The sequence below is a fragment of the Aquimarina rhabdastrellae genome (assembly GCA_947387485.1).
Classification (GTDB): domain Bacteria; phylum Bacteroidota; class Bacteroidia; order Flavobacteriales; family Flavobacteriaceae; genus Aquimarina.
The window spans coordinates 102,707-116,058 of sequence record CANDNT010000003.1 but is presented as its reverse complement, the minus strand read 5'-3'; the positions used below and the strand labels follow the sequence as shown (position 1 = coordinate 116,058).

Sequence of the window (13,352 nt, the reverse complement as noted above, 5' to 3'; positions counted from 1 at the left end):
TCAAACACAATGAAGGTTTTTAAATTTACATTAGTATGTAGTGTTTTTTTTATTTTGAGTTTTTGCTCAGAAATAAAAGGACAAAATCAAGTAGCATTAAATGATCTTTACAAAAATTATTACCGAATCTCTGATAAACAATTTAATAGAAGTTGGGATAGATGGATGGGTACAGGAGATTATTATCTTAATATTTATGGATATTGGGGATATCATGGAGGAGATAACCAAAAATGGTTAATCATGCCAACATATCCTGGGAGCTCAGATTATTTTATTGCAGATAAAGCGACTGGAGGAATTGCAGATATATGGTATATTCCAAACTGGGGACTTGGGAATGTATATTCTTACCCAGAATATACCCATGGTGGAAATAACCAAGTCTTTAAATTTACAGATGCAGGAAATGGAGAATTTTATATAGGTAGTCCGTTGAATGCTCAAAATTATATTAGCTGTAGCAATACATGGGAAGGGAATAATCCTTATGAATACCCTTGGGAAGGAAATCATAATATTTATTTTGGGAGTTTTACAGGCTTAGATAATCAGAAATTTAAATTAACACCTAGTGAGGGAGTTGTTGATGGGTTTACATCATACTTGCCTCAAAGAAATACAGTAATACCACAACCACCAGCACCTACAAGTTTATCAGATCCAAACATTTGTATAAAATGTAATGAAACTATAGTAGGAGAAACTATTATCCCGTTTACTATGGTTCGAAATGATTTACCAAGAAGTATACAAGTTAAACAAACTCCATATTATAAAATAGTGAGAAAACAATATTGGAGAATGGTAGGAACACCTAAAACTGTTAATCCAGGAATTAATCATGAAATAGAATTTACTCAAACTAAGGGGATTGAACATTCTCAATTATATGAAGTAGCGACTAAACTAAATATAGGATTTACAGTAAATGCTGAAGCAAGCTATACAGGAGTGGCAGCAAGTGGTTCTGTATCAACATCTTTTAGTAGATCGTTTGAAATTAGTAAAAGACAAGTAACCAGTTTAACGACAAATCAAGAAGATACATTTAGATATAAAAAAACAATTAATGTAGATAGAACAACATTATATGTAGAATATCAATTAGTAGATGAGTATATATTACAAAGAATGAATGGCCATATTGTTATGGAGTGGGAAGTTGCTCATCCTAGCGGTTCTAATACAGAAGTGGCATACCCTACTATAACAGGAAAATTAGCAACAAAGAGAGTATTGATAGAAGAAAAAAAGAATGAGAATTTACCAAAAAATAATTTTTCTGCAGGAGTCGTGTATCCTAATCCATTTATAAACATGATGCATATAGAAGTGAATACCCCAGAAGCATGTGATATAGAAGTAATATTATATAACGAATCAGGTAGAGAAATTAAAAAACTTAATAAAAATGTTACTCAAAAAGGAGCTCATACAATTTCAATAGAAGCAAATGGATTACCAAAAGGGTTGTATATTTTAAAAGGACATTTAAAAGGGATTAATGATGCCACTAAAGAATATAAATTTATAAAGAAAGTAATTAAAAAGTAAAATAGAATAAGCTGGCCTTAAGTGCCAAGTCAATGGCTAATATAAAATTAAAGAGGTAGTAATTAATCATTACTATCTCTTTTGTAGTATTAAGATAGATTAGTGAATAACAAAAACAAAGATGATATAAAACAGAATTCATGAACTATAATAGGTAGAGTATTGTAACTCTTATAAAGAAGGACGATTAAAGTTTATTAAATATGAAAAAGAATGACAACTTAGCTCGATGATGGTATTCTATAACAATTTGTATATTGCGTTAAGGGAAAATAATTAAAGTAGAATCAAAAAAGGGGAAATCTATGCGAAATACATACAAATTATACGAAGCATTTGGTGAGTTAATTTATGTGATAGCGATGGCCGATGGGAAAATTCAAAAAGAAGAATTAGAAGTTATAGAGAAGCGGTTATCACAGCATCCATGGGGAAAAGACATGAAATGGTCTTTTGATTATGAAGTAAAGAAAGGAAGAGATCTGGATGAGTTATACAAAAAGGTAATTTACTATTGCGAAACACATGGTCCAGATGAAGAATACGATTTTTTGATTAGCGTATTAGAAGAAATTGCAAAATCTAGCGCAGGAATTGATGCCGATGAACAAGAAGTGATGGACAGCTTTGTTAACGACTTATGTAAGAAGTTTAGCGAAGATATTAGTAGAATCAATACGCTATAAAAAATAGAAAGGATACCATGAGTATCCTTTTTTTATGTTTAATATGATGATTAAGAAAGATTTTGGATAAACTTCTCTAATTCATCTTTAGAAGTCAAACCTAATTTTTTTCTAATCCTATAACGAGTAGATTTAACAGAATCTACAGATACATTACGAATTGTCATAATCTCTTTGATGGATAAATTTAAACGGAGTAAAGCACAAACTTCGCGTTCTGTTTTAGTCAGATTAGGATAAAGCGTTCTTAATTTAGTATCAAACTCGGCATTAACTTCATCGACTTTATCATGTAACCCAGACAATTTATTCTCGGTTGAAATCTGCATATGTAACTCTGACGAAAGTGATAATATAGCTTGTTTAGTATCATCAGGAACAAGAGGTAAGATATCGTTTTTTAGCTTGTTTAATAATTCCTGCTTAAACGATAGTCGCATACTGTTATCAGCTATTAAACGTTTAGTGTCTTCTTTTTGAGCTTTGATTTTTTGATCCAATAAGTCTTTTTGAGCTTTTTCTTTGGCCAACTTTTCTTCGATGATTAAGGCTTTATTTCGATAAATACGCTTGAGTAATAAGGCGATAACCAATCCGCTAATCAAAGCAAGAATAAACAAAAGCATAAACCATCTTTTTTGAGAAGCTTCATCTTGAGCCGTATGTTCAATTTCTCTTTTGGATTGTACATAAGCCAGACTATCCTTTAATCGTTGTTGATCAAATTGATGATTTAATTCTAAAGCCTGTATTTTTTTTATGTTTTCAATATTAAAAATAGAATCAGAGTGACGATTAAACTTGCGATAATCATAATAAGCATTTTTGTAATCTTGCTGTAAAGAATAGATATAACTCTTTCTTAAATACGCTTTGGCAATACGCTCTCTAAAACCTTCTTGTGTTGCGACCTGTAAAGAAGAATCAGCATATTTTAAAGCACGATCGAGACGATTAGTTTTTCGATTAATATTAGCAAGAATATAATAGGCAGAACTCAACGAATGTTTTTTATGATATACTTTACTATCAGCTAAATAAACTAGGGCTAAAGCTTCAGCTTTTTTATACTCTTTTTGAAGTGTATAGACATTAATCATATTATGATCTACGCGCTGTACATCTTCGATACTCTTTATTGATTCAAAAAGGGTACGTGCTTTTTGATAGCAAAAGAGGGCAGAGTCCATTTTTTTTAAATGTTTATAAGAAACGCCCATCATATTGTAAGAAGCAGCAATACCATGAGTATCACCCAAAGTTTTCTTGATTTTAATAGACTGTCTGTAGGTGGCAATGGCTTTTTGACTTTCTTTTTGATAACGATAGACCATACCTATATTGTGATAGATATCTGAGATATTCCATAAATCATTTTGTGATTTATAGATATGTTGGGCTTCTAGATAAGCCTCAATTGCTTTGGGATACAAACCTTCTCTACGATATAAAACCCCTTGTATGATTTTAGCTTTTGCCCATTGTAATTCATTTTGAGGTGTGATCATTTTAAAAACTTGATGTAACAGCTGTTTAGCATTACTAAAATCATGATCATATTCATATTCACTTAATGCTAATAAAGCAGCTACTTTTAAAGAATCATTAGGAGCAATAGCTATTTCTTGCTCTAAACGAATAAAAGTAGTATCCTTATTTATTTGAGCAGAAATGCAACATGTACTAAGAATACAAATGAATTTTAAAAGGTTTTTCATAAAAGCAAAACTATCTATTTAAGTGTAGTTATAAAAAAAGAAGGCTATTAAAAAGAAAGCTCAAAAGCTATAAAGTATAGTTTAAATACGGTTTTTTAAGTGTAAGATGTTGCTTTTTAGTTGTTTGTGTTTTGGTTTTATGAGATTTTAACATATATTTATACAGTAATTAAGAAAAAAACTATTTGATTACAATCTTCCCCTACTGGTAAACAATTTACCATGTCAATTGATGCCGACCAAAAAATAAAATGAGCTATTCAATTAGTAATAGTTTAATAAATAATAGGCAACAATGCATTTGGATAAGAGAATAATAAGTTTAGTTTTTATAGCTATTATATATATCAATAGCTATGGACAAAACCAAAAAGCACACGAATTAGAATCATTTTCTATTGAGTTATCAAGTTTTATGAGTAAACTCAATGTGAGAGTAGAATCCTATACTCAAAAGAGTAAAGCACTTGCATTAAAAAAAGAATTAGGGCAATTGCAAAATGAGCTAAGAAAATACTTGATTATTCGAGATAAACTGGTAGATAAACTCATGGATGTAGGATATGATAAATATGGTAAGGGAGTAAAACCTCTAGCAGTAAAGTTTATAAAAGAATTAGATAAGCTCTCCTTACAAATGGATGATATAGCCGCTTATGTAAATTCTGATTTAGTAGCAGAAGTTCATCATATTGCTGAAATAATATATGCAACAGGCACAAGTGTAGATCAAATGTATCTTACAGAGCTAGATAAACTACTTAATGATGAGGCTTTTGATACTAGAAAATTTAATACAGATGGACTAATGATTTATAATCAAGTGTCTAATGCTATAGATACGATCACTATCATAAGAGAAAAAATAAGTACGATGTACGAAATAAATTAAAAACTAAAGCACAGTAAATGTGCTTTAGTCTAATTAAGATATGATTAGGGGTAATTTTAAGAGTGCCAATAATTAGGTATTCCTGTAGCATCACCCCAAGCTCTAGTAAGTTGAGCGCTTGCCCATTTATTATTACTATCAGGCTTTCCGATATTTCTAGAGCCATTAGGACCTCTTAAATTATAATTTCCATTACTGGTTTGTTCTAGACTACCATTATGTTCAGAAGCATAATTAGATAAGTCTCTTAAAGATATTTTAGGCATAATAACACAATTTTAATTGATACGGTGTTTTACAATCAGGAAACCGATAATACCCTGATAAAAACAGAAGAAAACTATAGTTATAACTCAATTAAATAAAGTTTCCTTACTGCATGTTGACGATATATAGAAAGATGAGTTAGCTAAACAAATCTGATATTTTTACAATTCAAAGATGAGATAGAAATGTCGTAGAATAACGTATAATGTCAAGAACAGCAGCATTGATGTAACAGGAGGAGATCATTAAGGTATAAAAGAAAAGAGCTTGCAGAAAACATTCTGCAAGCTACTTAACATAAAGAATAATCATATAATACCATTTCTTATTAAAAAATACCGTGTAAGAAAATTAAAGATTTTTGATGTTTTACAAAAAAGAAAATAAAAGCATAGCACCTGTACTGAGCAAAGTCGAAGTAATAGCTACAGTGATATTTTATCTTGAAGTAAAATGCATAAATAATAATTTTAATATGGTAATTTTAATTGAGTAATGGTATAAACTCAACTCATGAAAATTAATCTTCATAGCCGCAGATTGTACGCCCCATTCTTTTAGCTTCTTTAATAGAAACCTTATAAAGTCGTGTAGTACATCTACGTAGACCTCTACAGTTTTTATTAAAATGATAACGTTTACTATTAGAACCCTTACAGATATATACTTCACCATCTTTAAGTAGAGAAGGTAACGTATGTACAGGTGCTAATGTGTTTTGTTCATGAGGGTAAAAACTCTTATTGATAAGCGTATCCGTATCACAAGACGGGCCATAGGTGTTAAATGGATAACTTAAAGCGTTAAAACTTAGGGCTAGACATAGCCCAATAATAAACCATGATTTCATAGATTAAAGAATAAGATTGGTTATAAGATTTGTAATGTGTATTTAAAAGTAATAGCAAAGAATTATATTACATTACGAGAAACCGTAAAATGGTAGCATTAAGATAAATTTGTAATACTAGCACTAGGCGCATCTCGTTTTACAGCATCAATACCATTATCTCTAGCAGTAGTTGTGGTATACATTTCGCTAGTACCTATGTTTTGATGATTTTGAGCTTTAAGATTAAAGTAATAAGAGCTATTACTTGCCTGTCCTCTATAGTAATTAGCATCATTAGGAGCATTCTCTTGTACTGATGCAATACCATTTTTACAACTCAGTAGTGAAGTATAACGCTCACTAGTAAGTATGATTTCAGCATTTACAGCATGCAGATTAAAGTAAAATTGATTGTCTTTAGATTTTTTGATAATAAACTTAGGATAAGTCATGATTTTTAAAATTTATGATTAGTATTAAATGAGTTACAAAGATCCGTTGAAAGACTGTTTAAAACCATAACCATAAAAAGGGAAATCTATCATCAATAGTGATGAATTATAAAAAGAGAAGATAAAAAAAACAGCCTTAACATTTTTGTTAAGGCTGTTATTCTATATTAGAAATGAGAAGATAATTTTATTCAGGATTAATAAAGTTATCAATAATAGATTCCATATTAGCAGGTAAAACAGCTTCTTTAATTTTATATGTTTGAACATTCATTTCGTTAAACCAATCTCCCCAATATGATCGAATGATCTCTTGAGTATTAGGATTTTTGTGTTTTTGTTTATCAATACCTAATACTAATATTTCTAATCCCGAAAGATCCTCTTGAGCTTTGATAAAGCCCATATTTTGTTTTTTGAAATGTTCTTTCCAATTAGCGCTTTTTAAAGCAGTTTTATTTAAAATATTTGAAGCTAGATAAGAAGTACGATCTCCATGTTTAATACGGTCGTCTTTGTGATATAAATAGCCATCTGTTAATATAATTAGGATATTACGGTGACAACTTTTGATACAATTATCTTTTATATCATTTTGAAAGAAATTATAAAGATCAGCACCGTTGCGAGTAGAAAGATCGTTTTGAGCTTTATTGTATAGTGTTTGTATTGGAGCATCAAAAGCAGTGTCTAAATTATCGAATTTTTCATCACTTAAATTAGGACTAACATGGACTTTTAGATTACTAGCTATATTGTTAATATCATTATCATTAAGATTGGGTTCAAAAAAGATTTGCATATAATCGTCATGAGAAGCGTCAGGTTTTTGGTCTAAATATGATTTAAAAGTTGAAGTGATATGTTTTAAATATTCACGATCGTAAGCTGCTTGATTTTTATAACTAATGCGATCAGATAAGTCTAGTAATATACTGATATTGAGGTTTGTTTTTGGGTGGTTACATGGCTTATTGCCTATGGTTTCTGGATTGGTAGTTGGTTTTCCTTTCTTAAAAGAGGTATTACAATTAAAAAAAGTAAATGAAAGTAGTATGATTAAAACGGTTGAAAATTGATTTTTCATAATGTGGTTTTTTAAGATGTTAAATGATAGCTGGTTATAGTTTAGGAGTGTATACTTTATTTTGATAATCATCGGTTTCTAGGTCTAATGCAGTCATATGATCATTATAGACAGCACGACAATCTGAGATCAATTGCTCTTGTTCATTTTTGCCAAGAGTAAGTTCGGCAGCAATAAATTTTTGCCATCCTTTTAAGTATTCTACAGCAAAAGTTTTATAATTCTGTATGGGTAGGATAAATCCAGCAACTATACTTTCTAATCGAATACTCTTGATAGAGAGCTCATCTAACTTTTCTTTTAAACGTGTACGTTTTTTGATAGTTCTATCAATAAGCTTCGTTTTATCCTGTATAGCTTCATTTTTACTACGTTTAAAAACTTGAATTTTAAAACGTTTAGCATTTTCGTTCATCACCATATCAAAGACCAATCCCCATACGATATAAGAGACAAAACCAGCAAAAATGATAAGCCAAAAATTAGCATTTTGTATAGCCATAGAAATGCTAAAATGAAGTTCACCTCTACGTCTATTTAATTCATGTACTTTTTCATCAATCAAATAAGCAAGAATGGCATCAAAGAGAAAAGTAATTAATAATAGACCTACAACTTTGATATAGTTGGCATTTGTCTTGCGTTCCCAAAACATATGAATAAGATAACCTAACGAAAAGAACACAAAAGGAATAAATAGCACAAAACCTAATTCTAGAGGGCCATCTTCTAACGCTCTAGTTAAAGCATCTGCTTCAAAAACTGTTTCGAAAAGAGCATTTTTAGAATCAAACTTTTTAAAGAAGGCAGAATAAGCTGTAGAAATATAAAAGATAAATATATAGAAGCTAAGTGGAATAAGAAAAACGAGCCCTATCCATAATTTGATATTGGATTTATGTTCGATATCAATACCAAAATTTTCAGGTTGTTTTTTAACCAAGATAATGTCTTGTTTGATTTGCTGGATATCCTCACGATGTGTAGTGATTTGCTGTGTGAGTTCTTGAACCTCATTTTCTTTATTCTTGATATCAGTGGTAACTTCATTAAGTTCGGTTAAATAAGGTTGTTTAAGCTGTTTTTGTTTATGCTCATCAAGTTTACATTGATTAAAATATTTTTCATAAACCATTTCTAAACCTGTTTTAAGATTAGAAGCGCGACCTCGACAAGCTTTAGAAGTATCATAACCTTCATTTAAATAATCTTTTTTTTGAATAGCAATAGTGTTTTGAGGTGCTGCAATTTCTTCTTTCTTTTTGGGTAGCACTTTATTAAGAATTTCCATGATAATTGTTTTTTGTTTTGGTTATTAAAAAATGTGATTAGCGATGTTTAGTACGTGTTGTTTTTAGGCATAACGTGTCCTGATCGCTTAGTTGTTTATTCTAGCAATTAATGATATAGGGTAATAAGTAAGAGTTAGAGAAGTGGTCTTAAGGTTACAATAGCATCGTTTTAATAAATACGATCTCTAGAGTATTCTTTACCCTCCCTTTTTTGGGTAGTTGAGGTACATGTATACTCAGTATAATAGTCTATTAAAAATAAAACAGCGACTAGACCATTAAACAAGAAAATTTGAGAAGAATACAAGATATCCCAATAAAAAAAAGGATTAAAAAGAACTGTGATAATCACAAAGGCAATGCACCATAAATAATCACGTTGCATACTGCGATTAAGAATAACACCAAAAGCCCCTAGCATAACAATAATGCGTAATACCGTATAGTATACTGGCGGTAATCTAAATAAACTGAGCAATAACAATGCAGCACAGATTAGAGATAGATTTTTGGTGATGATTAGGCTGTATTTAGTAGGCATAATTTGGAGGGATTAAAAGGTTAATAATTACTGTTGTAAAAGATCAATTTCTTTGATAAAGCGATCTTGTGTAGTACTCCATCGCACACTTTTTATAGGAGTGAGTTGATGTCTTTTTTCGATTTCTTCTTTAAAAGCACTAAGATGATGTTTATGATTAATCGGGAATCCTTGAGAAGTATGAAAAACACCTTTTACATCTTCTGGTGCAAATGGCGGAATGTATATAGGGATTTGTGCCTGAGATAAAACCCATGTAGCGCCCATCTCGCATAAACAGAAGTTGCTTTTAAAAAAGTTTTCAGAGAATAAGAATAACACCAAGACATTATCTTGTAATTTAAGCTTCAAATCTTCGATATAATTTTGACCAAAGGTGGTACCATGCCCAGGATAACTATTACAATAAATATGTTCGGGTTGAACCCCTAAATCAATTAATAAATTAACCATTGCTTGAGCATAAGCCTTATCGTGAGATGAATGACTAATAAAAATTTTCTGAAAACGAGGATCTGTAGCCATAGCTTTTATATATGTAGGATTAGTAATGATAGAAGAATTGATAGCTTCTTTTCGTTGAATATTAAATAAAGTTTCGTCACTTTGTTGCTCTAGAAAGGAGATAAAACGATTTCTTTTTTTGAGCTGTGATAAACTGGGATTAAGCTTATAGGTGTCTAAATGTTTTTTTAGTTTTTGTGGATTATGTTCGTGTTTGGCAAAAAGAAATAAAGAGATTTCTTGTATTAAATTTTTGCGCTCCATTGCGTTAATTGGTATACTCATAAGTATTTGCTTTTAAGAATAGATTTTAATAAGGTTGATATATTGTAATTCTCTATCCAAGATAAAACTTGGGCGACCGAGTCTAACTGTTTGTTTTTTATATCTTTTTCTAATTTGTTGATATAGAATTTAACAAGGCAATATTCATAGATGATAAAGGCTAATGCAACCATGATAAAGAAGATGCGTAGTCCTAAATCCATACTGATTCTAAAACCAAAATCCTTAAGAATATTACTTACTTCAGCGGCACCACGATTGTCATTAAAATATTTGGCTATTAAAAAAATAACATAGGGTATGCTAATAGCGATGACGATTTGTATAGCGCGATAGAATAAGGGCATTAATTGCTTTTTCATATGCTATATATTTAATTAAATACGTCCTTTATCAGCTAGTTCCCAATAAAATTTACCTAGAGCTGTGAGTATGCATGATTTATGTTCTTTGGCAGCATGATACATAGAAGAAGCGTCATGAGGGATCAAAAGTCCGTTGACATAAAAAAGTCTCAGGTGTTCCATAATACCTTCAAAAGTGGTGTTATAAGGCGGGATACTTTCTTCATATATGGGCTTTAATGAAAAGGATTCCTCTTTATTCGTAAAATAGTTAGGAAGCTTACGTAGAATATGCAATGGGATCTTTGGCGGAAGCTTACGTAAAGAAATCATCTGTGAAAGGTGTGATTTAAAAATAGGACGCTGTTCCCAAGACGATAATAATTGATCTGCATAGGTATAAATTCTAGAGATATTAATATTACCTATAAGGTCTGCTGCACCACCTTGTAGTGCCTCATAAACTAGCGAAGTAAACAATCCAGCACCATTACGCTCTACAGAATATTGTGTATCTCTACTAGAAGTTAATACCGAAACGCCTTCTCTCAATAGAGCTTTACGATTACCTATATCCATGACATTACCTAGATGACCACTATGACAAGCATCGATAATGATAATAGCTTCTTTTACTTTAGAATTATTTGCCATGGTAATAATCTCTTGTAATGAGACTCCTTCATTATATCTAGAAGCATCTTGAGTGACCAAATAATTTCCTGCTTGATTGGTAGCACCATGTCCAGAGAAATAAAACAGCGCCATATCAGCTTCGTGTGTAAAAAGCTTGATAAGATATTCTTTAAGACGAGAAGTAGTAATAGGATATTTAGATTCCTCTCGAGATATTTTAAGTTTACAATCAAAGTTAGGAGAACCATCTGGATTTTGTTCTAAAACTTCTTTCATCTTTTGAGCATCACCTACACATCCTTTGAGCGGAGCATTGGCATAATGATTGATCCCTACAATAAGGGCTCTTTTTGTAATTTTCATGTTGGTTGGTTTTTTAGATTTGAAATATTAAGTAATGGTATATAACTCATTAGGAAGCACAGTAGTCAAACGAATAGTAGCAGTTTGAGGAGTTGTAAAAATTGCTTGTTTTTCAATTTCCTGCATTTCGAATACTTGAGGATCAAAACGCATCACATCCATAAAGACCGTAACCTCATCAGACCAATCTTTGACCAAGATGTCACCCTTTTGACGTTGTACTTTGATTTTTGCATCAGCATGTAGCGAAGCCAATTGGTGTGATTGTAATCCTTGAAAATCTCCGCTTAATACCAATTCTGATGCAGCCGAGTTGGATTGAATAATCATCGCTTTTTGTGCAATGGTTACCGAGGTGACCAAGAACGTATCTTCCCAGACCATACGTTTACCCATGCTGTTGATTTCATGTTCTAAACCCGCAAGATTGTCGAGCTGAGTTTTATAGCAGTTAAGTGCAAAAAAGCACAAAGCACCTTCGTTGGCCATTTTAATATGTAGAGAACCATGAGCTTGGGGCAAAGCAGGGTTGGCAAGATGTGCTTGAGCTTGAGTGTCAAATTCTAATTGTACTGCATCTTTGCTGGTAAAACGATAAGAATCTGGACTGTTAGAAGTAGTCGTAGCGAGATCAGTGATGCCCAAATGAGAAAGCGAACTAATCTTAATAAAACTACCTAAAGGTGCTACTGGTTTAAATAGGCTAGTTTTACCATAAGGAAAACGAATAATGTCTCCTACCTGTAATTGTTCACCGGGTAAATAAACGGCAATTTTACCTAAGGCTTTGGCAATTTCTTTGGAATAAAGCGTTGTTAATCTTTTCATTATTAATTTGTTTGGTTGTTTATGTGTACAAATTTCTGATGAATAAAGAGTACGGGAAACCATAATTCTGGTGGGTTTTTCTAATTAGAACTGATGATTTTTAGATTTTATACCGAAATACTAGCTAGAAAAGAGGTTTTGAAATTGTAGTTTACTGGTAAATAGTATTAAGTATGTTTGTTATATAATTAAAGGAAGGGTATCTTCGAGTAGTATAAATCATCTTTATGCAGTATCCATTTTTACATATTTAAACACATGATATGAAGCGACATTTTATATTCTTTTTTATGAGCTGCTATATGCAGTTGTTATTTGCTCAGCAAGAGAAAACAACTACAGTAACTGGATTTTATAACATGACGCAAATGGAAATGGCTTCGGGTTTGTATTTATTAGAAGATGCTAGTTTTTATTATTATGCGATTTTTGGAAATGTAAATCTTGATCTTTATGGTGATTATCAGATAAAGGAGAAAGAAATAAAGCTAGAGCCAGAAGCAAGGTTTGTAAACGAATTTAGAGTTTATGGATCTCAAGAACAACAATTAAAAAACGAAATACAGATTGATTATGAAGCATCACGTGGAAAACGAGATAAAATGCTTTATATCAACGTGGGCAATAAGTGGATTCCATATATCACTATAGAAAACTCTAGACAAGAGGTAATAAGTAGAACGTTTAAACAACAAACAACTGCTGCTATACAATTAGCTTATGGTATTCCGATCTCAAAAGAAGAAGCTTTATTAGATAAAGTTTATACGATAAAAATACCTAAAGCAATCAATATCATTCGTATAAAACTTTATTCTTATGCAGGATTTGCAACTGCGTTAAAAGAAGGCGCAATACATATAATTGCACCAGGTAAAATACAGATGAACGAAAAAGAATACACAAAGAAAAATATACCAGAAGATATACAAACAAAAGTTAAAAATCGTATCCAAAGCTTAAAAGAAAAAGCGTTAGCAAAACAACAAACATCAAACGAAAAATCACTTCTTATCACTGAAGGAGATGTAGACGTGTTTGTAAAAATAGTTGATGAATAGGATTTAG

General features: G+C 31.2%; 15 protein-coding genes. 4 read left to right on the top strand and 11 right to left on the bottom strand.

Annotated features, from left to right (window positions below; translation table 11 throughout):
* Positions 1-9 precede the first annotated feature (9 nt).
* The gene (locus ACYEKI_RS08005; protein WP_459210656.1) at positions 10-1,557 is read left to right on the top strand and encodes a T9SS type A sorting domain-containing protein; all 1,548 of its coding nucleotides are present in this window, start codon (positions 10-12) and stop codon (positions 1,555-1,557) included.
* Positions 1,558-1,862: 305 nt separating this feature from the next.
* Positions 1,863-2,243, top strand: a complete 381-nt coding sequence (locus ACYEKI_RS08000) for a tellurite resistance TerB family protein (RefSeq protein ID WP_459210655.1) — start codon at positions 1,863-1,865, stop codon at positions 2,241-2,243.
* Positions 2,244-2,293: 50 nt separating this feature from the next.
* Here the strand turns inward: ACYEKI_RS08000 and ACYEKI_RS07995 are convergent, their stop codons facing one another.
* The gene (locus ACYEKI_RS07995; RefSeq protein ID WP_459210654.1) at positions 2,294-3,961 is read right to left on the bottom strand and encodes a tetratricopeptide repeat protein; all 1,668 of its coding nucleotides are present in this window, start codon (positions 3,959-3,961) and stop codon (positions 2,294-2,296) included.
* A gap of 295 nt (positions 3,962-4,256) precedes the next feature.
* Between ACYEKI_RS07995 and ACYEKI_RS07990 the strand changes: the two genes are divergently transcribed.
* Positions 4,257-4,853, top strand: a complete 597-nt coding sequence (locus ACYEKI_RS07990) for a hypothetical protein (RefSeq protein ID WP_459210653.1) — start codon at positions 4,257-4,259, stop codon at positions 4,851-4,853.
* Positions 4,854-4,909: 56 nt separating this feature from the next.
* Here ACYEKI_RS07990 and ACYEKI_RS07985 read toward each other — a convergent pair whose 3' ends face one another.
* The 10 genes from ACYEKI_RS07985 to ACYEKI_RS07940 all read right to left on the bottom strand — a co-directional run bounded on the left by ACYEKI_RS07985 (position 4,910) and on the right by ACYEKI_RS07940 (position 12,347).
* Positions 4,910-5,119, bottom strand: a complete 210-nt coding sequence (locus ACYEKI_RS07985) for a hypothetical protein (RefSeq protein WP_459210652.1) — start codon at positions 5,117-5,119, stop codon at positions 4,910-4,912.
* A gap of 521 nt (positions 5,120-5,640) precedes the next feature.
* The gene (locus ACYEKI_RS07980; RefSeq protein WP_459210651.1) at positions 5,641-5,970 is read right to left on the bottom strand and encodes a hypothetical protein; all 330 of its coding nucleotides are present in this window, start codon (positions 5,968-5,970) and stop codon (positions 5,641-5,643) included.
* Positions 5,971-6,068: 98 nt separating this feature from the next.
* Positions 6,069-6,404 carry a YegP family protein gene (locus ACYEKI_RS07975; protein ID WP_459210650.1) on the bottom strand — a complete coding sequence of 112 codons (336 nt, stop codon included), beginning with the start codon at positions 6,402-6,404 and terminating at the stop codon, positions 6,069-6,071.
* 187 nt (positions 6,405-6,591) lie between these two features.
* On the bottom strand, positions 6,592-7,491 hold the full coding sequence (locus ACYEKI_RS07970) for a hypothetical protein (RefSeq protein WP_459210649.1): 900 nt from the start codon (positions 7,489-7,491) through the stop codon (positions 6,592-6,594).
* 34 nt (positions 7,492-7,525) lie between these two features.
* The gene (locus ACYEKI_RS07965; protein WP_459210648.1) at positions 7,526-8,782 is read right to left on the bottom strand and encodes a hypothetical protein; all 1,257 of its coding nucleotides are present in this window, start codon (positions 8,780-8,782) and stop codon (positions 7,526-7,528) included.
* Between the two features lie 170 nt (positions 8,783-8,952).
* Positions 8,953-9,324: a DUF6804 family protein gene (locus ACYEKI_RS07960; RefSeq protein ID WP_459210647.1), complete on the bottom strand. Its 372-nt coding sequence runs from the start codon at positions 9,322-9,324 to the stop codon at positions 8,953-8,955.
* A gap of 27 nt (positions 9,325-9,351) precedes the next feature.
* Positions 9,352-10,113 (bottom strand): TIR domain-containing protein, encoded by a 762-nt coding sequence (locus ACYEKI_RS07955; RefSeq protein WP_459210646.1) that lies wholly within the window; start codon positions 10,111-10,113, stop codon positions 9,352-9,354.
* Positions 10,110-10,475, bottom strand: coding sequence for a hypothetical protein (locus ACYEKI_RS07950; RefSeq protein WP_459210645.1), 366 nt, complete (start codon positions 10,473-10,475; stop codon positions 10,110-10,112). Before ACYEKI_RS07950 ends, ACYEKI_RS07955 begins: the two co-directional genes overlap by 4 nt.
* A 15-nt stretch (positions 10,476-10,490) precedes the next feature.
* On the bottom strand, positions 10,491-11,456 hold the full coding sequence (locus ACYEKI_RS07945; RefSeq protein ID WP_459210644.1) for a caspase family protein: 966 nt from the start codon (positions 11,454-11,456) through the stop codon (positions 10,491-10,493).
* Positions 11,457-11,483: 27 nt separating this feature from the next.
* A complete protein-coding gene (locus tag ACYEKI_RS07940; RefSeq protein WP_459210643.1) occupies positions 11,484-12,347 on the bottom strand; it encodes a hypothetical protein in 864 nt (287 codons plus the stop codon).
* Positions 12,348-12,547: 200 nt separating this feature from the next.
* Between ACYEKI_RS07940 and ACYEKI_RS07935 the strand changes: the two genes are divergently transcribed.
* On the top strand, positions 12,548-13,345 hold the full coding sequence (locus ACYEKI_RS07935; RefSeq protein ID WP_459210642.1) for a hypothetical protein: 798 nt from the start codon (positions 12,548-12,550) through the stop codon (positions 13,343-13,345).
* The last annotated feature ends 7 nt before the right edge of the window (positions 13,346-13,352 follow it).